Here is a 20,659-nt window from a genome sequence, read left to right on the forward strand (position 1 = left end):
GAGTCCCCGTCCGGCACCAGTGCCACGGGTTCCCTCTCCGGCACCAAAGCCGAGGGGTCCCCTTCCAGCACCAAGGCCGAGGGGTCCCCTTCCAGCACCAAGGCCGAGGGGTCCCCCTCCGGCACCAAGGCCGAGGGCGCCGCACCCGCGGGGTCCGCCGACAGCGGCTCCGGCGCGTCGGACGTCGGGGACACGGCTCCGGGCGACGCGGGAGCCTCCGGGAGCGACGCCGCCCCCGACGCCGCCGCGGGCGGCCAGGACCGCGCCGCCCGGCCGGGTGGCGCCGGTAAGCGACCCAAGGGTCCCTCCGGCAAGCGGTGAGCGGCGTGGCGGGACCGGGCGGCCGCGCGGCGGAGCCGATCCACGGCCAGCCGGGTGCCGGCGTGCGTTTCGACTGGGGCAACGCCGGTGCGGCGTCCCTGGCCAAGGTGTGCGCCGCGCTGGTCGTCGTCGACGTGCTGACGTTCACCACCGCGGTGGACGTCGCTGTGCACCGCGGCATCCGTGTGCACCCCTTCCCGTGGGGCGCCCAGGCCGCCGCGTACGCCGACCGGATGGGCGCCGCCCTGGCGGTGGCGCGGACCGACGTCTCCCCGCAGCGCCCCTACTCGCTGTCGCCGCACGCGCTGCTCTCCGCGCCGTACGTCGCCGAGCTGGTCCTGCCGTCCCCGAACGGCGCGGCGATCTGCGCCGCCGCCGGGGTCAGCGGCATCCCCGTGCTCGCCGGCTGCCTGCGCAACGGCGGCGCCGTCGCCCGGTGGCTGCGCCGGCACGGCTACGGCGCCCCGGACCGCCCCGTGGGGGTGGTCGCCGCGGGCGAGAAGTGGCCCGACGGCACCCTCCGGCCGTGCGTCGCCGACCTGGTGGGCGCCGGCCTGGTCCTGGACGGGCTCGTCGAGGGCCCCGGCGGGCTGTCCGTGGAGGCCGCCGTGACCCTGGCCACCGTCGACGCGCTGCCGGACCTGCGGGCGGCGGTCGCCGGCAGCGTCTCGGGCCGCGAACTGGCGGCGTACGGGTTCGGCGCCGACGTCGAGGCCGCGCTCGCGGTCGATGTCTCGCCCGTGGTACCGGTGCTGCGCGACGGCGCCTTCGGCCCCGCTCTGGACTGATCCGCGGTCAGTCGTCCATCCACTCGACGGCGCGGCGGGCCGGGCGGTCGGCGGGCGGCGGCGGCGCGTCGCCGGGCTGCTGGCTGAGGCCGGACAGGTACGACTCCGGGGTGAGCGGAGCCGGGTAGCCGGCCGCCGGCCGGAAGTGCCCGGTGGGCTCGTCGTAGCGCGGGGTCTCGCCGGTCGGCGCGGGCGCCCCCGCGGGGAAGTACGGCGACGGCGCCGGCCCGGTGTACCCCTGCGGGGCCGGGTAGTTCCCCTGGCGGCTCTCGCCCGCCGGGTACCCGTCGTCGGCCGGGTCGTGCGGCGGCTGACCGGCCGCCTCGGGCGCACCGGAGTGCCCCGCGGGACCCGGGTACCCGCCGGTCGGCGCCAGGAAGGTGTCCGGGGGCGCCGGGTACCCGTTGTCCCGGCCCGGGTAGCCGCCGGCGGGGTACGCCGGCGTCCTGAGGTCGGCGTCGAGGTCGGTTCGGCGGCCGGGGAGCGCCGTCGGGGAACCGAAGGCGTCGGCCGCCCCGGGCTGGTGCGGCACCGGGCCGGGCCCGGCGTCGCCGCCGGCCGGCCCGCCGAACGCGCCGCCGAAGCCGCCGGTCGCCGGTGCGGGGCCGCCCGGGTAGTCGTGGGTGCTGCTGAGGAAGCCGCCCGCCGCGCCCGCGCCGACCCGCGCGCCGGGGTCGTCGGCCGGCACGTCGCCGACGGCGGTGCCGCCCACGGTGGTGTCGAGGCCGCCCGCGGTGCCCGGCACGGTCGCGCCCGGGTCGCCGAAGCCGTACCCGGTCGGGGCCGTCGGCGCCTGGTAGGCCGAGGCGCCCGCGCCGTGGTACGCGGGATTCGTCGGCAGCGTCCCCGGGCCCGCGTCGGTCGTGCCGGCCGGGAAGCCCTGCGCGAACGCGCCGTCGTCGACGGGCGCGAAGCCGCCGACCTGGGTGGCGTCGCCGTAGTTCGGGGGCGTGCCCCACGCCTGCGGACCGCCCGGGCCCGGCTGCTGGGGGAGGTACGGCGGCTGGCCGGGCGCCTGCGGCGGCAGCCCGTACGGGTCGGCGTACTCGTCCCGGACCGCCGGCTGCACGACGGTGGCCGCGTTCGCCAGGGCGTCCGCCCCGCCGGCCGGCCCGCGCGGCTGGTTCACGATCGCCGTGGCGTCGTCCAGGCGCGGGTACCGCGGGTGGCCGGGCGCGCCCGCGCCCTTGACGGGGGCGTCCTGCCGGCGGTGGCGGTTCAGGTACCAGGCGCCGGCCAGGCCGCCGGCCAGCAGCAGGACGCCGAGGCCGACACCGAGCCAGGTCAGCGGGCCGGTCGACTCCTCGTCCGAGGAGGCCGGCTCCGCCGCGCCGGAGCCGGCCGGCGGCGTCTCCTCGCCGGCCGGCGGCACCGCGTCGTCGGTGGGCGCCGGGGTCGCGGTCGGGCTGGGCGTCGGGGTCGGCCGGTTGGTGGAGCGCATCCGCAGCCGCAGGTTGAACGTTTCGTTGCTGCGGACCGTGATGGTGGTGACGGCCTGTTCGTACTCGCTCGCCTGGGCCACCACCCGGACGGGCCCGGGGGTGATGACGCTGCCCTCGCTGCCCTCGAAGCCGAACCGCCCGCCGCCGTCGGTGTTGGCCAGCCGGGTGTTGCCGCGCGAGTCCTGGATGCCCACCTGGGCGCCGCTGATGCCGGCGCCGGTGGCGACGTCGACGATGCGGCCGGTGATCCGCCGGGCGGTCTGCGGGCCCTCGGGTCCGCGCACGGTGATGATCCGCTCGTCGCGGTCGGACTCGCTGACGACGGAGACGGGCACCCGCCGCCGCTCGCCGTTGCCGAGGGTGCCGGCGGTGACCCGCGCGCTGAACACGCGGCCGATGCTGGAGGTGACCTCGCAGCCGGAGGTACAGGTCAGGCCGGGGCCGACCTCGACGGTGGCCGAGCCGGGGCCGCCGAGGATGCCGTGCGAGGCGGTGAAGGTGACGGTGGCGCTCTCGCCGGAGCGGAGCTGGTCCGGGCTCACGGCGAGGATGCGGACCTCGACCTCGGCGGCGGCCGGGGCGGGCGCGGCGGGCTGGCCGGGTGTCGCGGGCGCGGCAGTGGCGGCCGCGGCGCCGATCAGCGCCCCGCCCAGCATCGCCAGTTGCGCGACTCCGGCGCGAAGCATCCACGCTCGTCGCTGCGTCCTCACGGGCCACCCGCCTTTCATCGGCGCACGTCGGGTTGGTACCGACGGTCACTATGCCCTGTCCCCGCGGCCGTCCGCGACCCCGGGGTGGTCCGAATGCGGGCGATTTCAGCGTCGTATCGTTCCCGGGTGTCCTCCGCACCCGATCCGCTGCCGCCCACCCTGGCCGTACTCGCCGCGGTGGCCGAGGGAAAGTCTCCCGGTTCGGCCACCCTCCGGGAGGCCGTCCGGGCACTGCTGGCGGTCCTGGCGGCGGCGGCGCCCGGCCGTGCGGTGGAGGTCCGCGTACCCCCGTACGGCGCCGTGCAGTGCGGCGCCGGCCCGCGGCACACCCGGGGTACGCCGCCGAACGTCGTCGAGGTGGATCCCCTCACCTGGGTACTGCTCGCCACGGGCCACCTGAGCTGGTCGGACGCGACCGCCGCCGGCCGGGTCCGGGCGAGCGGCGTCCGCGCTGATTTGTCAGTTTTTCTCCCTTTGCTAACGCCGCCGACCGGGTCGGGGATCCGCCCCCGTCAGGCGTGATCGCGGACCAATCGGGCACATCCCCGGCCGTCGCCTCGCGCGCGGTCCCACGATCGTGGCCCGTATACACTGGCCGTACCCCCCGGACGAAGGAGTGGCAGGTGCCCCGAGGCGACGGCCGACTGAGCCACGACCTCGACCCGCAGCATCCCGGCCCGAAGGACGAGTGCGGCGTCTTCGCCGTCTGGGCACCGGGTGAGGAGGTCGCGAAGCTCACCTACTACGGCCTGTACGCGCTGCAGCACCGCGGCCAGGAGGCCGCCGGCATGGCCGTCAGCGACGGCACCCGCGTCGTCGTCTACAAAGAGGTCGGCCTGGTGTCGCAGGTCTTCGACGAGGCGACGCTGGCCAGCCTCCGCGGCCAGCAGGCCATCGGCCACACCCGCTACTCCACCACCGGCGGCTCCACCTGGGAGAACAGCCAGCCCACCATCCGCGGCACGACGTCCGGGACGACGCTGGCGCTGGCCCACAACGGCAATCTGGTGAACACCGCCGAGCTGGCCGCCGAGGCCCGCAAGCGCGGCCTCACCGTCGACGGCACCTCCGACACCCACATCGTCACCGCCCTGCTCACCAGCCGCCCCGACCTGCCCGTCGAGGCCGCCGCGCTGGAGCTGCTGCCGACGGTGAAGGGCGCCTTCAGCTTCGTCTTCATGGACGAGACCACCCTCTACGCCGCGCGTGACCCGCAGGGCGTGCGCCCGCTGGTGCTCGGCCGGCTGGAGCGCGGCTGGGTGGTGGCCAGCGAACAGTCCGCCCTGGACATCGTCGGCGCGAGCATGGTCCGCGAGGTCGAGCCGGGCGAGCTGCTCGCCATCGACGAGAACGGCCTGCGGTCCACCCGGTTCGCCGCGGCCGACCCCAAGGGCTGCATCTTCGAGTACGTCTACGTCGCCCGCCCCGACGCCACGATCGCCGGCCGCAACGTCTACGCCGCCCGCGTCGAGGTCGGCCGCCGGCTCGCCGTCGAGCACCCGGTCGAGGCCGACCTGGTGATGCCGGTGCCGGAGTCGGGCGTACCGGCCGCGATCGGCTACGCCGAGGCGTCGGGCATCCCCTTCGGCCACGGCCTGACCAAGAACGCCTACGTCGGCCGCACCTTCATCCAGCCGTCGCAGACCATCCGCCAACTCGGCATCCGGCTCAAGCTCAACCCGCTGCGCGACATCATCCGCGGCAAGCGCCTCGTCGTGGTCGACGACTCGATCGTCCGCGGCAACACCCAGCGCGCGCTGGTCCGCATGCTGCGCGAGGCCGGCGCGCTGGAGGTGCACATCCGCATCTCCGCGCCGCCGGTGCAGTGGCCGTGCTTCTACGGCATCGACTTCGCCACCCGGGCCGAGCTGATCGCCACCGGGCTGGACAACGAGGGCATCCGCCGCTCGATCGGCGCCGACTCCCTCGGCTACGTCTCGCTGGACGGCCTGATCGCCGCGACGGAGCAGCCGAGGACGCGGCTGTGCCGGGCCTGCTTCGACGGCGAGTACCCGATCGGCCTGCCCACGCCGGAGCTGATCGGCAAACACGTCCTGGAGGCCGTCGGCAAGCGGGTCACGGTCGGGGGAGCCCTGGCCAGCGAGAGCGCCGAGCGCGCCTGACCTCCGCCCGAGTCGACCTCCGCAGGATCCGCACAGAAAACGAGGTATCACCGTGGTGCACGCGCACGACCGGTCGGCGACGTACGCCGCGGCAGGCGTCTCGATCGAGGCCGGCGACCGCGCGGTCGACCTGCTCAGGAGCAAGGTCGCGCAGACGACCCGGCCGGAGGTCCTGGGCGGCCTGGGCGGTTTCGCCGGACTGTTCAAACTGGACATGACGAAGTACACCCACCCGGTGCTCGCCTCGTCCACCGACGGCGTCGGCACGAAGCTGGTCATCGCCCAGCAGCTCGACATCCACGACACCGTGGGCATCGACCTGGTCGCCATGTGCGTGGACGACCTGGTGGCCTGCGGCGCCGAGCCGCTGTTCCTGCTCGACTACATCGCGTGCGGCCAGGTGGTGCCCGACCGGATCGCCGAGATCGGCGCCGGCATCGCCGACGGCTGCCGGTACGCCGGCTGCGCGCTGCTGGGCGGGGAGACCGCCGAGCACCCCGGCGTGATGCGGCCGCACGAGTACGACATCTCGGCCAACGCCGTCGGCGTGGTCGAGGAGGCCGACATCCTCGGCCCGCACCGGGTCGAGGTCGGCGACGCGGTGATCGCGATGCAGTCCTCGGGCCTGCACTCCAACGGCTACTCGCTGGTCCGGCACGTCCTGCTGGGCGCCGGCCGGATGCGGCTGGACTCGGTCGTGGAGGACTTCGGCGACCAGCGGACCCTCGGCCAGGAGCTGCTGACCCCGACGCGGATCTACGCCCGGGACTGCCTGGCGCTCATGGTCGAGGCGCAGGTGCGGGCGTACTGCCACGTCACCGGCGGCGGCATTCCCGGCAACCTCAACCGCGTCCTGCCCCCGGGTGCCGACGCAATCGTGGACCGGTCGTCGTGGCGGCCGGGGCCGATCTTCGACCTGATCGAGGCCAAGGGCCGGATCGCGCAGGCGGAGATGGAGGCGACGTTCAACATGGGCGTCGGCATGTTCGCCGTCGTCGCGGCGGAGGACGCCGACCGCGCGCTGGCGTTCCTGACCAACCGCGGCGTCGCGGCCTGGCACGCGGGCGAGATCGTCGAGGGTACGGGCGAGGTCCGCATGACGCACTCCTACACCCGCGGCTGACCCGCACCACCCGCGCGCCCCGGCAGTCAACGGCCCGCGAGGCACTCTCCCGTACCGGGCACGGGTGCCGCGCGGCCTCCGACCCGCGGCGTGCTCCCGCCCTTCCCGGGGTACGGGCGTTGTCAAGGCAGCGGTCCGCGCCCTAGGGTGTCCACGATGTCCGGTGGTGAGCGGCGGGGCGACGGGGTGGGCGGAAGCCAGGGGCCGCCCACGGGGATGCGCGGCGTGGCTGAGCGGCCGGCGTACGTCGTGATGCAGCCGACCACCCTGTGCAACCTGGACTGCGCGTACTGCTACCTGCCGCTGCGGGCCGCGAACCGGCGGATGTCCGTGCCGGTCGCCGAGGCCGTCGCCGCGGCCGCGAACGGCTGGGCGGCCGAGGGCCGGTTCTCCGTGGTGTGGCACGGCGGCGAGCCGCTCGCTGCCGGGCGCGCGCACCTCGCCGCGCTGATGGCGCCGTTCGACCCGGCCGTCGAGCACCACGTCCAGACCAACGCCACGCTGGTCGACGACCGGTGGTGCGCGTTCTTCGCCGACCACGACATGCGGGTCAGCGTCAGCGTCGACGGCCCCCGCGCGCACAACGCCGCCCGGGTCGACCGCGGCGGCCGGCCGGCGTACGACCGGATCGCCGCGGGCGTCGCGGCGCTGCGCCGGCACGGCGTGGCCTTCTCCGCGCTGTGCGTCGTCAGCGACCCGGCGCCGGAGGCGGCCGCCGCGCTGTACGGATACTTCCTGGACCTGGGCTGCGACGTGCTGGGCATCAACATCGAGGAGCAGGAGGGCGTCAACGCGCGCGCGAACGCGCACGACCCCGCCCGGGTCCGCGCGTTCTGGGCCGCCCTCACCGCGGCCTGGCGCCGGGATCCCCGGGTGCACCTGCGCGAGGTGGAGTGGACGCTGCGGTACGCCGCCGCGGTCCTGGACGGCACCGAGGACGCGCTGCTGCCGCGCCAGTTCGACCCGGTGCCGACGGTCGCCCACGACGGCGGGGTGGTCCTGCTGTCACCGGAGCTGGCCGGCTTCACCGACCCGCGGTACGGCGACTTCAGCTCGGGCAACGTGCTGCGCACCCCGCTGCCGGCGATCCTGGCGGCGGCCACGGACACCGGCTGGGTCCGGGAGTTCCTGCGCGGCGTCGAGGGGTGCCGGGCCGGCTGCGACTACTTCGGCTTCTGCGGCGGTGCGCACGCGGCGAACCGCTACTTCGAGATCGGGCGATTTGACGGTACGGTGACGAACCACTGCCAGAACAGCAAAATTCGGCTACTGGAGGGAGTCCTCGACCATGTCGACGCCCACGAGCGCGACCGGTGACGACGGCTGCACGGCCGCCGGTCCGCCGGTCCCGGTCCGGGACCGGATGCGCGGTGCCCGGGGCGCCCTGGGCGCCCTGCTGGCCGAGGCCGGCGCCGCGCGGGTCCGGCGCGCGGAGGCGGCGGGCCCGGCCACCGCGGCGGTGTGCGCCTGGAACCACTTCGAGAACATCCCGACGTTCTTCAACTGGAACAACCGCCCCCGCTAGCGCCGCCACCGGAGTGAGGGTCACGGGCAGTGATCGTCGCGGGCCGCGCGGCGTACCGCGTCAACGTGCACCGGGTACGAGCGCCGGTGCACGGGAAGGCGGTGATGCTGCGCACGGCGCGGCCGGTCGGTCGGAGAGGCGGTACCTGGCACCGGCCGTGCGCCAGGAGAGACAGGCGGCGATCCCGGAGGGGATCAGCGGCGGGGCGACCAGCGGTCGCCGGGATCGTCGTCGAGGTCCTCGTCGTCGGCGTCGCGCTCGTCGCTGTCGCTCGACGTGCTGCCACTACCAAGCTCGCGCTGCAGTGCAGTGAGATCGGTGTTCGGGGAGTGGTACTTCAACTCCCGGGCGACCTTCGTCTGCTTCGCCTTAGCACGGCCGCGCCCCATGGCGACCCCCTCGCACACATGTCGGGGCCGCGCGATGGCAACCACCACCGCGGGGGAGCCCCGATGAAGTCCGGCATCTCTCGTGGCTCTTACGGTACATGGGTACGGCCGGCTTCGGCACCTCGGGTCGGGCCAGGCATAACCACCTACCCCGGGTCGGGTCCGCCCACACGGCCAGGTTTCCGCGACCGGGGTAGTTTCCCGACCTACCGGACACAACACCTCGTGCCGGTCCTTACCGGCAGCACCGGCCCGACCGGTGCTGGAACCGCCGGTCGGCACCGGCCGCGCGTCCGGACCGCGGCCCGGACGCGCGGCACCGTCAGACGCGGATCGTGCTCAGCCTGCCCACCTCGGTGATCCGGCGCTCGGCGAGCCGGTCGGCCGCCACCGCGGCCGGCACGCCCTCGGCGTCGGCCAGCTCCAGGATCTGCTTCGTGGTGTCGAAGATGCCGGTCGCGCGGGCCTTGGCACGGGCGAAGTTGAAGCCCTCGATCTCGTCCGCGACCTGGATGACGCCGCCGGAGTTCACCACGTAGTCCGGCGCGTACAGCACGCCGCGCTCGTCGAGCAGCTTCTCGACGCCCACGTGGGCGAGCTGGTTGTTCGCCGCGCCCGCGACGACCCGGGCGCGCAGGACCGGCACGGTGTCGTCGTTGAGCGCGCCGCCCATCGCGCACGGCGCGTACACGTCGATGTCCGAGGTGATCAGCGTCTCGGTGTCGGGTACGAGGTCGACCTCGGGGTGGGTCTGCCGCGCCCAGGCCAGCGCCTTCTCCGACACGTCGGTGGCGACGACCTCGGCGCCGTCCTCGCGCAGGTGGCCGACGAGGTACCGGCCGACCTTGCCCAGGCCGGCGACGCCGACCCGCCGGCCGCGCAGCGTCGCCGTACCCCAGGCGTGGGCGGCCGCCGCCCGCATCCCCTGGAACGTGCCCCACGCGGTCAGCACCGACGAGTCGCCGGAGCCGCCGTGGGCCTCGGAGCGGCCGACCACGTAGTCGGTCTCCCGGTGGATCATGTCCATGTCCTGGACGTACGTGCCGACGTCGCACGCGGTGTAGTACCGGCCGCCGAGCGTCTCGACGAACCGCCCGTACGCCCGCAGCAGCGCCTCGCTCTTGATCTGGTCGGGGTCGCCCCAGATGATCGCCTTGCCGCCGCCGAGGTCGAGGTTCGCCAGGGCGTTCTTGTACGCCATCCCGCGGGAGAGGTCCAGGACGTCGTGCAGGGCGTCGGCCTCGCTCGCGTACGGATAGAAGCGGGTGCCGCCCAGGGCGGGCCCCAGCGCGGTCGAGTAGATGCCGATGATGGCCTTGAGGCCGGACTTCCGGTCCTCACAGAAGACGACCTGTTCGTGGCCGGCCGTGCTCTCGGGCCCGGTGCTGAATACGCCCATTGCTGCTCCAGGTTCTGGTAGAGCGGCGATCCCGTGGCGCGACCGCCGCGAGGCCGGCGTACGGGAAGATGTCGTGTGGGTTGACGTCGGCCTACGCCCATCAGGGTAGACGCCGCCGGGTGCGGACCGCGCGCCGCGCCCGGTCCCGGACGGGCGGTGCGGCGCGCCGGGGTCCGACGCCTGGTCACCGGCCGTGGCAGGGGCGCGGGCGGCCATGGCAGGATCTCGAAGGTGCCCTCGCCGTCCGCGTCCTACCTCCGGGTGTACGAACCGATGACCGCGTTCAGCCGCGAACGCCGGTCGCACTGGCGCCGCTACATCGACGCCGGCCGCGCCGTCGACCTCGCGCAGGGGCCGACCGCCCAGCGCGCGGCCGTGCTCTCCGCGCTCGGCGCCGGCTGGACCCGCCTGCCCGACCTGGCCGACGACGCGTACGTCGTCACCGACCCCGCCTTCGCCGCGGACGACGGGCCGCTGGTCTGCCCGTGGGACCTGCGGGTCCGGGTGGCGCTCGCGGCGCTGACCGCCCGGGAGGGCGTGCCGGCGGTGCTCGCCGACGCCTTCGTGCCGGCGGTGCTCGCCGGCCAGGCCCGCGCGGTGATCGACGAGTGGCGGCTCGCGACCGAGGCCGCCGACGACGCGCAGCCGCAGCCGCACGAGCAGGAGGCGACCTGGGGGGTGCCGCTGCGGTGGTTCGTCTTCTTCGACGTGGCCGAGCGGGAACTCTCGGTCACCCCCGGCGCCCGGATGCTGCGCTACCGCACCCGGATGGCGCAGGCGCGGCGGCGGGCGCACCGCGCGGTGGCCGTCCTGCGCAAGGCGGTCGGCGACGCGCCGATCACCGAGGCCGTGGAGGAGGCGGCCCGGTGGCTGGAGAGCTTCCACCCGCGGGCGCTGGTGGAGCTGGACTACGGCGGCATCGTCGACCTGCTGACCGACGAGGAGCTGACAGCCGACGACTCGCCGGCCCTGGCCGCGACCGGGCTCACCGGCCTCGGGCGGGCCGACGCGGACGCGGCGACCCAGTCGTACGAGGCCCTGGTGACCCGGTGGCGGGCCGTGCAGCTCCGCGAGCGGATCAACTGACGACATAGTCTGTCCGTAGTGGACTGCTTGCGCTACGTATATATTTTTTGATGTTGACCATGGTCAATTGCAGTAGTCGACTGAATGCGGAGCGTAAAATTGCGCCGTATTAAGGCGGATTCACAGCCAAAAAAGCGGGCAAAAACGGTCAATCATCATCCATCCATCTAGAGACGTTAAACCGTTCGGCCCATGTCGGACATCGCGGACTAGCCGGACCATGTAAGAGCGCCGATCGGCGGGACCCCGGTCGTCGTCTCAAGTCCCCTTTGGAGGAACCCCGATGGCATCGCGTACGCACGAACCCGAGCCGCTGCTGACCCCGGCCGAGGTTGCGTCGATGTTCCGTGTCGACCCGAAGACCGTCACCCGGTGGGCCAAGGCCGGGAAGCTCAGCGCCATCAGGACGCTCGGCGGCCACCGCCGCTACCGGGAGTCCGAAGTGCGCGCACTGCTGCAGGGTCAGATTCCCATGCAGCGCCAGGGCGACTGACGCCCTCCGCTCCACCCGCATCGCCGACGGCGCGTTGTACCTGTCGACGTCGACAGGTACAACGCCGTCCGTCGTCCACGGTTACGCCGTTGGACACATTCATTTACCCCTAAGGGCACAGCGCTGCCGCCGGGGTACGCCACCGGCAGGGGTCGAGCAACTCCTCCGGTACCGCCGGAACGGCGTCCCGCACCCAGTCCCGTTCCGCCGCGCTCAGCGGCGCACCCCGGACCAGGGCCGCGTGCTGCCGGAGCTGGTCCGCGCTCTCCGCGCCGATCACCGCGGACGTCACCCACGGCAGCGACCGCACGTACGCCAGGCACAGCTCGTCGCGCCCGGGCCGGCCCAGCGTGACGGCCAGCCGGTCCAGCGTCGTGATCAGCTCGTCCCGGTCCGCGTCCGGCAGGCCCGGCCAGCGGACGGCCCGCCCGGCGGCCAGCAGGCCCTGGAGGAACACGCTGCGCACGGACACCACCAGGTCAGGCCGCGCCAGCAGCGCCTCGCTGACCGCGGGCGCCAGCCACCGCCGGTCCAGGATGTTGCAGGGGAGCTGGAGGTAGTCCAGCTCCGGCAGCGCGAGGACGGCCGGCAGCTCGTCGGGCCGCTGGATCGCCACCCCGATCCGGGTGGCCACGCCGCGGGCGCGCAGCCGCCGGAGCTGCTCCCAGGCCGCGCCCCCGGCCAGCCACGCGTCCGCCGTCCGGTGCAGCAGGACCGCCAGCCGCTCCACGCCGAGCGTCTCCCGGCTGCGCGCCACGCTCTCCTCCACCGCCACGGCGACGTGCCCGGCGTCGGCGCGCGCACCGCCGTCCGGGGTCGCCAGCGGCGCCACCTTCGTCACCAGCGCGAAGGTGTCCGCCGGCAGCGCCGGCAGCGCCGCCCCGAGCCGCTGCTCGCTGGCGCCGTACGCGCGGGCGGTGTCGATGTGCGTGACGCCCAGTTCGGCGGCCGTCCGCAGCAGCGCCACCGTCGGCCCGACCGGCGTGGCCGCGGCCGGCCCGTACCCGCCGAGCTGCGCGCCGCCGAGGATCAGCGCCGACTGGCGGTACCCCCCGCACCACCGGTCGGGCACGCGCGGCGGCGCGGGGACGGGCTGCACCTCGGTACCGGACTGCGGCATGGTGTCCTCCCTATCGTTTTGTGGCCTAATGACCGTATCAAGATCCAATTTCGGATAGTCATGCCCCGTTACGGATTGGTGTCATAGTGTCGTGATGTCGCGACCTGCCGGCACCGCCGCGCCGGTATCCCGTGCGTCGCGGCGGCGCACGCGGCACGCGGGTCGAACGGGAGCCGGAATGGCATGGTGGCGCAATCTCGCCGGCAGCCTGGCCCTCGCCCTCGTCGCCGCCGCGGTCGCACTCGGACTGCCCGCCCTCGACCGCCGCCTCCCCGAAGCCCGCCCGCTGACCCCCGGCCTGCTGTACCACGTCGGCGGCGGCGTCCGCCTCGTCCCGCCCGCCGGCGCCCTGCTGGACATCGCCCGCGCCCGCCCCGGCCGGCGGACCGGCGCTGCCCTGTTCCTGCTCGGCCCGGTCCGCCTCGCCGTCGTCGCCACCCCCTTCGCCCGGGACCTCGCCGCCGCCGCCACCCGCCTCCGCGACAAGATCACCGCCCGCCGGGGCAGCCAGGTCACCGGCCCCGAACAGCCGTACGTCACCGCCGCCGGGCTCACCGGCCTCGCCGGCGGCTACGCCGGACCCGACCGGATCGGCCGGTACGTCGTCTTCGTCGTCAGCGGCGTCGCCGTCGAGGTCACCGTCAGCGGCCACGACGCCGAACTGCGGGCCACCCTCGACCACGTCGACGCCAGCGTGCGGTCGCTGACCGTCCGGCCCCCGCGGTGACCGCGCCCGCCCGGCGCACCCCCGCCCGCAGCTGGCGCACCGCTCCCGTGCGGCCGGCCGACCTGGCCGCCGCCCGGGTCAACCCCTTCACCCTGCCCGCGTACTGGCTCGTCGTCGGCCTGCTGCTGGCCGGCGCCGCGCGGATGGTCGGCGTCTGGCACGCCGGGTTCCAGCGGTTCCCGGTCGCCGCCACCGCCGCGGTCCTCCTGTTCGCCCTGTACGCCGTCCCGTTCTGGTCACTGCTCGGCTCGCTGGACTACCTGGAGCGCGAGCCGGTCATCCTGCTCGCCACCGCCTTCGCGTGGGGGGCGCTGGTCGCCACCACCCTCGCGGTGGCCGGCACCCCCGCCGCGAACAACCTGCTGGCCAAGGTCGCCAGCCCCGACTTCGCCGCCGCCTGGGGACCCGCCGTCGCGGGCGCCACGGTGGAGGAGGTGGTCAAGACCCTCGGGGTCTGGGCGATCGTGCTGCTGGCCGCCGGGTACGTCAACAGCGTGCTGGACGGCTTCGTCTACGGCGCGCTCGTCGGCCTCGGCTTCCAGGTCGCCGAGAACGTCGTGTACGCGATCAGCGCGGTCGCCCTGGCCGGCCTCGGCGACCGGCCCGACGCGGTCGTGACCACGTTCCTGCTGCGCGGGGTACTCGGCGGGCTGTGGAGCCACACCCTGTTCAGCGGCCTGGCCGGCGCCGGGATCGGGTACCTCGTCGTCCGCCACCAGCGCTCGTGGACCGTCCGGGTGCTGACCGCGGCGCTCGCCTGTACCGGCGCCTGGCTCGCCCACTTCATCTGGAACAGCCCGGTGTGGGCCGACGGCCTCGGCCAGGGCGGGTGGGGCGTGCTCGCGGCGCTGGTCCTCAAGGGGGCGCCCGCGCTCGTGGCCATCGTGTGGGTGGTCCGCGTGGCGCACGGCCGGCAGGCCGACTACTACGTCGCCCAGCTCTCCGGCCTCGGCGACCGGCGGGTGGTCACGCCGGGCGAACTGCGCGTGCTGGCCAGCGGCCCGCTGCGCGCCGAGGCGCGGCGCCAGGCCGGCCGGCGGGCCGGCGGCCGGGCGGCGCGCGCGGTCCGCCGCCTCCAGACGGCGCAGGCCCGGCTGGCCGTGGCGCTCAGCCGCGCCGACGTGGCCGGGCCGCAGAGCGCCGCCGCCGACGCCGAGGTCAGCCACTGGCACCGCGAGGTCCTGGTGCAGCGCGACCGCCTGGAGTCCTACGGGCACCCCGAGGCGGTGGCCGTCGACGTCGCCCGCGCCCGGCTCGTGCGGTGGGCGGGCAGCGCGCTCGGGCTGGTCGCGCTGGGCGCCCTCTGGCTGGCGATCCGCGCGCTGAACCCGTCCTAGTGCCGCGGCGGCCGGTGGCGGCGGTCAGTGGATGATCGGCAGCCCGGCCGTCGCCATCGCCTTGATCACCGCGGCGGACTCCACCAGCCCCACCACCAGCACCGCGTCCGCCCGGAACTCCCGGATCTCGGCGGCGCCGCCGGTGAAGTCGACCGGCTTGTCGCCGGCCGGCCGGTACGTCAGGGCCTTCACGTGGTCCTCCGTGCGGCCGGCGTTCAGCAGCGCCTGGCGCACGTTGTTCTGGAGCCCCGTGCCGTACGCGTCGTCGCGGGCGACGATCACGACCCGCTGCGCCCCGTCCCGCATGATCACGTCCGCCAGCGCCCGACCCTGGAGCACGTCGGAGGGGGCCGTGCGGAAGTACAGCCCCGCGTCCTCGACGTTGGTCAGGTCGGCGGCCGTGTTCGACGGCGAGAACAGCACCACGCCCGCCCGGACCACGTCCGGCAGGATCTCCCGGGCCACGCCGGAGGTACCCGGTCCGATCACGACACTGACCTGGGCGGCGACGAGATCCGCCAGCGACCGGCGGGCCGTCTCCGGATCGGTGCCGTCGTCCCGGTCGAGCCACTGCACGGGCGCGCCGAGCGACCCGCCCGCGGCGTTGATCTCCCGGAGGGCCAACTGGGCGCCGGCCCGGGCCCGCGGGTACAGCAGCGCGGCCGCGCCGGTCTTGGGCAGCAGACCGCCGATGCGCAGCGGCCCCGCGGCCGGAGCGCCGCCCGTGGCCGGTGCCTCGTCCTGCGAGACGGTCGTCTCGTCACCGGCGCCCACGAACTCGGTCTTGGCGTCGTCGATGCGGTCGCGCTCGCCGAAGTGCAGGGTCGCGTACGAGGCGGAGGACGGCTCGCCGGCCTGGGTGAAGCCGGAGCGGCGCAGGGAGATCCCGCGGTACCGCAGGTCCTTCTTCGCCCGGGCCAGCTTCAGACACGCCGCCACCGTGTCGCACAGCTCCCCGCCCGCGGTCACGCCCGTGATCTGCGCGGCCACCCGGCGCGGGTTGGCGCTGCCAGCGATCTCGGCGGCCACGGCGCTTATCACGACGGCGTCGTACGCCTCCGCCGCGTAGCTGAAGTCGGTCAGCCGGCCGTCGATCCCGGTGAGCCGGGTGCGGAAGCTCTCCGACAGGGGCGTGAGCGGGATGGTGCCCTTCATCCCCGCCAGCAGGCCCGGCTGCTCCCTGAACTGCTCGCCGAACGAGTTGCTCATGTTGCCGTCGGCGCCGTAGATGCGCATCGACGAGGCGGCCGGCTGGTCGGCGGCGTCACCGCCGCAGGCGGTGAGCGCGGCCAGCAGGACGGCGGTGCCGGTCAGGAGAGCGGCGTGCGACGTGCGCATGGACGGGTGTCTCCCTCCCGGAATGGTCACCCCGGCAGACTAACGCGCGATGCGCGGCGTCGCACCGGGTGTAGCGCCGCTGCGGGAGGTCGAAATCCTTCCGTTACCGTGGGATTCCGCAGGAAAAATCTACAATGTACGGTGTAACTGTGATCAAAACCGCAGTTCAGACCGGGTGCTTACGGTCAGGAGAATCTGTCCTATCCGGGCGGTGAGCCTCGGGGACCGGCGGTCCGGTGGCGGCGGGGGCGTCGTGCCTCCAGGCGGGCGAGGTGACCGCCGGCCCCTGGCGGGCGTCGCGGTGCTGCCGAGCGTCACATATGCCGTGCCGGACGGCCAGACGGACGATCGAGTACAGCAGGACGGATCCCAGGGCGAGCGCCAACCACCACGGCATCCGCTCAGCGTAGGTGGTCCGGCGCGGAAATCTCGTCGCCGCTGCCGGGTGGTCCGCGGTCGTGGGGGCAAAGCAAAGCGCCTACCGGCGTTTCCGCAGGTAGGCGCCTACTCAGCCCGGCGAAGGTGCTGGTGGCCAGAGGCGGGGTCGAACCGCCGACCTTCCGATTTTCAGTCGGACGCTCGTACCAACTGAGCTATCTGGCCGTGGCGCCGTCAGGCGCCCGAAAAGAGTAGCAGGATCGGCACGCGCGCACCGTGTCGGGTCCCTCCAGTCGCCGTGCAGTGAATCGCCCCATTTGGCCACGTCGGCAACGACGTACAGTGACCGGGAACGCCGGTTCGCCCACCTTAAGTGACTAGTGTCTTGCGTGGCGGTGTGCTTGTCCGGCTGTTGCGGCCGGGTGTTGCGGGTCCGCGGTGCAGAAGGTGCGGCGGTCGTCTGCCCTTGGCCGTCGTTGTGACGTCCGTGCGTGTCAGTGCGGGTGCGTACGGGTGGGTGCGGGTGAGTGCTTCGACATCCGAGCGATCCGGGAGCGAATACCGGGCACGACCCGCCCCCTATTTTCGTCACTGGGTGTGATCCTCGCTGTTTGAGGCGGCTGTCGCCGGTTGGATGGCGCGGTACCGACGCTGCGCTGCTCGAGCCCGGTCGCGGGGCTGGTTCGTCACGGTGGCCGGCCAGTGTGGGGCTATCCGATGCCGCCATCTCGGGCGGTCCGGGGTGGGGTGCGGTAGTCGGGAGTTGCGGGCGCTGCGGGCGGCGGGGGTGGCCCTGGGGATGTGCGGGCGCCGGTTGGGGGCCGCGGCGTGTGCCGATGCCGGCACGGAGCGGAGTAGTGCCGTGTGCGCCGGGCGGTCGCGGCCGCTGCGGTGATCGCTGGGCTGGGGTCGCGTGCCGCGACTCGGCCGGCGAGGAGGGCCGGCAGCAGTCGGCGCGAGCAGCCGAATGGACTCGTCGCGCTGCCAGGTCGGGGCGGGCACGCCGTCGACGGCGGGCAGCCGCCCGTATCGCTTGGACCGGTTTCGGTGCGCAGGGCCGCAAGCATCGGTAGGGGCCTTCCAGAAGTGTGGGCAGCAGGTCATGACCTGCTGCCCACACTCCCGGCGCAGCTGAGCTGACGGTCGTCCCTGCCACCGCTTTGAGGACGGAAGTTCGGCGGCCTTGCCGAGGACGTCCGGGGGTCAGCGGCGCAAGCCGCTGCCGATCCCGGCCATTGAGAGGGCGACGCACAGGAGGCCGGCGAGCATCAACGCGGTCGGGGTCAGCGGGCCCAGGGCCGCCCCGATGAGCTGGAGCAGAAGCGCCAGACCGAAGAGAACGGCGGCGATGACGGCGAACATGGTGACCTCCAGCAGGGGGAACAGTGACATCGCCCGATGCCCGATCTTGACCGCCGGAAAACCTGGACGATCCCGCCGCTGGGGCCACCACGCCTCGGGCCGTGGGTTCAGGTTGTCAAGCGCCGGGTTTGTTGGAGGGTGTGATCACGTTCGCCGGTGTCGTGACCTGCACGGTCGCGGGTCCACAGCCCCATCTTTAGGGCACGCAGGGCCAGGTCGGTGCGCAGATTGGTGGATATACCCTGAGTCCTTTTCATCCCGGTGTATTGGCAGGTCAGACGAGGTGCGGGACGGCCTCGACCCCAGACGGTAGGCCTGGTCCACCGCAGGTCAGGCCGCCGGGCTAACAGCAGGAGCCGACTGGTCGAGGTCGCGGTGAGGTCTCTGCGGTCAGGATGAAAAAGGCTCCCTGGATATCCCCACTGTCATCGTTGCGATGTTGACGAGCGCGACGTCGCGGACCGCCGAGGACCACCGCGCCTCCCGGCCGGCGTGCGCCTGAAACGCGCGCGGGTCGATGGAACGCCTCGGCGAACCGGCGCGCCCACCACAAACCAACCCACCCCGAGCATCACCCCACGACTTTGCCGGAGCCCTGTGTGGTCGCCGGCCGAAGAAAGGTGGATCAGCCCACCCGTCCGGCTCTGTGCCGCCACCGAGCCAGAGCACCAGCATTGAATTTCGAGTTCATGTTGATAGAAGGCCATCCTTGATGTGTGAGGTCTCAAGACATTCTTGACTGATCGTCGTCATTAGATCCTTGACGCCGGTCCATGTTCGATGATCTCCTCTGACGCGTTCCCGGCGCTGGAGATGATGTGCGCGACGATCGTGGTTGGCTGGTCGAGCACCGGTACAAGGCGGTGTGCGAAGTCCGGCAGGGACATCCGGTCGCCGAGGTGGCCGCCCGGTTCGGAACGTCGCGGCAGAGCGTGTACTCCTGGCTGCGCCGCTACGACGAGGAGGGCCTGGACGGGCTCAGGGAACGATCCCGGCGTCCCCATTCCAGCCCTCGCAGCTGGCTGCCGAGGTAGAGGCGCTGATCTGCGAAATGCGTCGGGCACATCAACGCTGGGGCGCGCGGCGGATCAGCTTCGAGCTGTCCCGGACCGGTCTTGACCCAGGGCCCTCGCGGGCGACCGTGCATCGGGTGCTGGTCCGCAACGGCTTGGTCGACCCCCACGCCCAGCAGCGCAAACGTGCCTGGAATCGCTGGGAACGCGACGCGCCGATGCAGCTGTGGCAGCTCGACATCGTCGACGGCATGCGCCTTCCGAACGGCCGCCAGTGCAAGATCGTGACCGGCTTGGACGACCACTCCCGGTTCGCCGTGGTCGCCGCGGTCGTGGCCCGACCCACGGGCAAAGCGATCTGCGCGGCGTTCACCGCGGCGATGGACCGCTACGGCGAGCCCGAGGAAGTGCTGACCGACAACGGCAAGCAGTTCACCGGCCGGCACACCAAACCCATGCCGGTGGAAGTGCTGTTCGAGCGCATCTGCCGGCAGCGCGGCATCGTGCAGCGGCTGACCAAGATCCGGTCGCCCACCACGACCGGGAAGGTGGAACGCTTCCACCACAGCCTGCAGCAGGAGTTCCTCAACCACTGCGCCCCGTTCCCGGACCTGCCCAGCGCTCAAGCGGCCCTCGACGGATGGGTCGATGCCTACAACACCCGCCGGCCCCACCAGTCGCTGGACATGGCCACCCCCGCCACCCGGTTCCACCGGCCTGTGATCGCGGCCGCTGCGACGCTGCGCCAGCCGAGCCGCCCCCAGCGACCCGCTGCCGCTTCGGTGCCAGCTCTCGCTGAGCTGCGGGCCGTCGAGCTTCACCTGAGCGTGCCGCCCAGCGGCGCCCTCAGCCTGGCCGGACGCCAGCTGGTCTGGGTCGGGAAAGCGTTCGCCGGCCGCACCGTGCATCTGTGGGCCGACCAGCGCTCCATCCACCTGGCTGTCGCCGGGGAACACCTCAAGACCGTCCCGTCCCGACTCAGCATCGATGACCTGCACCAACTCACCGCCCGCGGCGGCCGAGCCGCCGGCCCGACACCCGCAGCGTCCGCCCTCCACCCCGACGATGCCCTCGGCGCCACCGCGGTGCAGGTCCACCGAACCGCTAACCGCGACGGCAACGTCCAGCTCGCCGGCCAGCGCATCCAGCTCGGCGCCGACTACGCCGGCCAGCGCATCACCCTGCGCATGGACGGCCACCTGCTCCACGTGATCGCCGACGACCATCTCGCCCGCACCCTGCCCTCACCAGTGCCTGCTGACCAACGCGGCCGGCTCGTCGGCGCACAACGCGTCGACACACCCCTGCCCCCACCACGGGGCGGCGCCCCCGCCGTCCGGCGGCGCGTGCCCGCCGACGGCGTCACGATGGTCGCCGGACAACGCCTACGCATCGGACGGGTCCATGCCGGCAAAACCGTCACCATCGCCGTCGAAGACACCCACTACCGCGCCTACTACGACGGAGAAGAGCTGGGCGCCTACCCACAAACCGGCAAACCAGCTGTCCGCGTCACGAGAACGGCGCATCGCGCCGGACAAACGCCAGTGCGTCCAGCATGTCCTGACAACGAACCGTCAACGATCTCTTGAGACCTCACATACACCCATTCTCAATTCGCCTTCTTGAGGAACGGCAGTCCAGTGCGTTCATTCTCAGTCACAAAATACCCGGCAGGCGGCGAGTCCAGAGAGTCGCTACGGATGTCTCGGCTGAAGTAGTAAATCGTCTGAACTTTGCCGCCCCTAAGGCGCACTTGATTCGCATTCAGGTAATAAGGGTCGCCCGCCGAATTAACGTATCTCCAGGCGCGCCTGCCCGACAGGAGGTCGTTAAGTTTCGCCGTCGCCTGCAAATCGCCGGCATCGATGGCGCGGCGATACAGTTGCTCCGCTTCCTCGACCCGGCCCTGCTCTGACAGCAATGAAGCCAAGCCGCCCAAAGCATCCTGCCTGCCGGCATCGATGGCGCGGCGATACAGTTGC

The 20,659-nt window shown here is 73.4% G+C and carries 17 protein-coding genes, 1 tRNA gene and 1 pseudogene; 11 read left to right on the plus strand and 8 right to left on the minus strand.

The features are described from left to right. Window positions 1–326 precede the first annotated feature (326 nt). On the plus strand, window positions 327–1,109 hold the full coding sequence (locus IEY75_RS15160) for a 2-phosphosulfolactate phosphatase (RefSeq protein WP_229789730.1): 783 nt from the start codon (window positions 327–329) through the stop codon (window positions 1,107–1,109). Between the two features lie 7 nt (window positions 1,110–1,116). On the opposite strand, the gene IEY75_RS15165 is transcribed toward IEY75_RS15160, so the two are convergent. After that, entirely contained in the window at window positions 1,117–3,237 is a 2,121-nt protein-coding gene (locus IEY75_RS15165) for a peptidase associated/transthyretin-like domain-containing protein (RefSeq protein WP_189114997.1), read from the minus strand. A gap of 150 nt (window positions 3,238–3,387) precedes the next feature. Between IEY75_RS15165 and IEY75_RS15170 the strand changes: the two genes are divergently transcribed. The 5 genes from IEY75_RS15170 to amcA all read left to right on the plus strand — a co-directional run bounded on the left by IEY75_RS15170 (window position 3,388) and on the right by amcA (window position 8,032). Beyond that, a complete protein-coding gene (locus IEY75_RS15170) occupies window positions 3,388–3,783 on the plus strand; it encodes a sterol carrier family protein (protein WP_229789731.1) in 396 nt (131 codons plus the stop codon). A 101-nt stretch (window positions 3,784–3,884) separates the two neighbouring features. Continuing rightward, the gene (purF, locus tag IEY75_RS15175) at window positions 3,885–5,384 is read left to right on the plus strand and encodes an amidophosphoribosyltransferase (RefSeq protein ID WP_189114999.1); all 1,500 of its coding nucleotides are present in this window, start codon (window positions 3,885–3,887) and stop codon (window positions 5,382–5,384) included. 52 nt (window positions 5,385–5,436) lie between these two features. Beyond that, entirely contained in the window at window positions 5,437–6,507 is a 1,071-nt protein-coding gene (gene purM / locus IEY75_RS15180; RefSeq protein WP_308425708.1) for a phosphoribosylformylglycinamidine cyclo-ligase, read from the plus strand. Between the two features lie 216 nt (window positions 6,508–6,723). Continuing rightward, window positions 6,724–7,824, plus strand: coding sequence for a cyclophane-forming radical SAM peptide maturase AmcB (gene amcB / locus IEY75_RS15185; RefSeq protein ID WP_189115020.1), 1,101 nt, complete (start codon window positions 6,724–6,726; stop codon window positions 7,822–7,824). Between the two features lie 46 nt (window positions 7,825–7,870). Further along, window positions 7,871–8,032: a multiple cyclophane-containing RiPP AmcA gene (gene amcA / locus IEY75_RS15190; protein ID WP_308425709.1), complete on the plus strand. Its 162-nt coding sequence runs from the start codon at window positions 7,871–7,873 to the stop codon at window positions 8,030–8,032. Between the two features lie 194 nt (window positions 8,033–8,226). On the opposite strand, the gene IEY75_RS15195 is transcribed toward amcA, so the two are convergent. Then, the gene (locus IEY75_RS15195; protein WP_189115000.1) at window positions 8,227–8,421 is read right to left on the minus strand and encodes a DUF3073 domain-containing protein; all 195 of its coding nucleotides are present in this window, start codon (window positions 8,419–8,421) and stop codon (window positions 8,227–8,229) included. Between the two features lie 322 nt (window positions 8,422–8,743). Continuing rightward, window positions 8,744–9,820, minus strand: coding sequence for a Leu/Phe/Val dehydrogenase (locus IEY75_RS15200; RefSeq protein WP_189115001.1), 1,077 nt, complete (start codon window positions 9,818–9,820; stop codon window positions 8,744–8,746). Window positions 9,821–10,051: 231 nt separating this feature from the next. Between IEY75_RS15200 and IEY75_RS15205 the strand changes: the two genes are divergently transcribed. Further along, window positions 10,052–10,906, plus strand: a complete 855-nt coding sequence (locus IEY75_RS15205) for a DUF8083 family protein (protein WP_189115002.1) — start codon at window positions 10,052–10,054, stop codon at window positions 10,904–10,906. A gap of 283 nt (window positions 10,907–11,189) precedes the next feature. Next, window positions 11,190–11,399, plus strand: coding sequence for a BldC family transcriptional regulator (locus tag IEY75_RS15210; RefSeq protein ID WP_189115003.1), 210 nt, complete (start codon window positions 11,190–11,192; stop codon window positions 11,397–11,399). A 109-nt stretch (window positions 11,400–11,508) separates the two neighbouring features. Here IEY75_RS15210 and IEY75_RS15215 read toward each other — a convergent pair whose 3' ends face one another. Next, window positions 11,509–12,519: an aldo/keto reductase gene (locus IEY75_RS15215; RefSeq protein WP_189115004.1), complete on the minus strand. Its 1,011-nt coding sequence runs from the start codon at window positions 12,517–12,519 to the stop codon at window positions 11,509–11,511. Window positions 12,520–12,697: 178 nt separating this feature from the next. On the opposite strand from IEY75_RS15215, the gene IEY75_RS15220 reads away from it, so the two are divergent. Together IEY75_RS15220 and IEY75_RS15225 are read left to right on the plus strand one after the other, a co-directional pair. Continuing rightward, complete coding sequence (locus IEY75_RS15220) at window positions 12,698–13,246, plus strand: hypothetical protein (RefSeq protein ID WP_189115005.1); 549 nt, start codon at window positions 12,698–12,700, stop codon at window positions 13,244–13,246. Next, on the plus strand, window positions 13,243–14,583 hold the full coding sequence (locus IEY75_RS15225; RefSeq protein WP_229789732.1) for a PrsW family intramembrane metalloprotease: 1,341 nt from the start codon (window positions 13,243–13,245) through the stop codon (window positions 14,581–14,583). The genes IEY75_RS15220 and IEY75_RS15225 overlap by 4 nt, the downstream gene beginning before the upstream one ends. Before the next feature lie 24 nt (window positions 14,584–14,607). Here IEY75_RS15225 and IEY75_RS15230 read toward each other — a convergent pair whose 3' ends face one another. The 3 genes from IEY75_RS15230 to IEY75_RS15240 form a co-directional block, all read right to left on the minus strand. Beyond that, window positions 14,608–15,921 carry an ABC transporter substrate-binding protein gene (locus IEY75_RS15230; RefSeq protein WP_189115006.1) on the minus strand — a complete coding sequence of 438 codons (1,314 nt, stop codon included), beginning with the start codon at window positions 15,919–15,921 and terminating at the stop codon, window positions 14,608–14,610. Window positions 15,922–16,447: 526 nt separating this feature from the next. After that, window positions 16,448–16,524: transfer RNA gene (locus tag IEY75_RS15235), tRNA-Phe, on the minus strand. 978 nt (window positions 16,525–17,502) lie between these two features. After that, window positions 17,503–17,691, minus strand: coding sequence for a hypothetical protein (locus IEY75_RS15240; RefSeq protein ID WP_189115024.1), 189 nt, complete (start codon window positions 17,689–17,691; stop codon window positions 17,503–17,505). Window positions 17,692–18,479: 788 nt separating this feature from the next. Between IEY75_RS15240 and IEY75_RS15245 the strand changes: the two are divergent. Continuing rightward, window positions 18,480–20,266: pseudogene (locus IEY75_RS15245) on the plus strand (IS481 family transposase). Between the two features lie 20 nt (window positions 20,267–20,286). Here IEY75_RS15245 and IEY75_RS15250 read toward each other — a convergent pair. Beyond that, on the minus strand, window positions 20,287–20,659 hold a 373-nt coding region (locus IEY75_RS15250; protein WP_189115025.1), incomplete at its 5' end, for a hypothetical protein.

Source organism: Pilimelia terevasa, assembly GCF_014647915.1.
Lineage (GTDB): Bacteria > Actinomycetota > Actinomycetes > Mycobacteriales > Micromonosporaceae > Pilimelia > Pilimelia terevasa.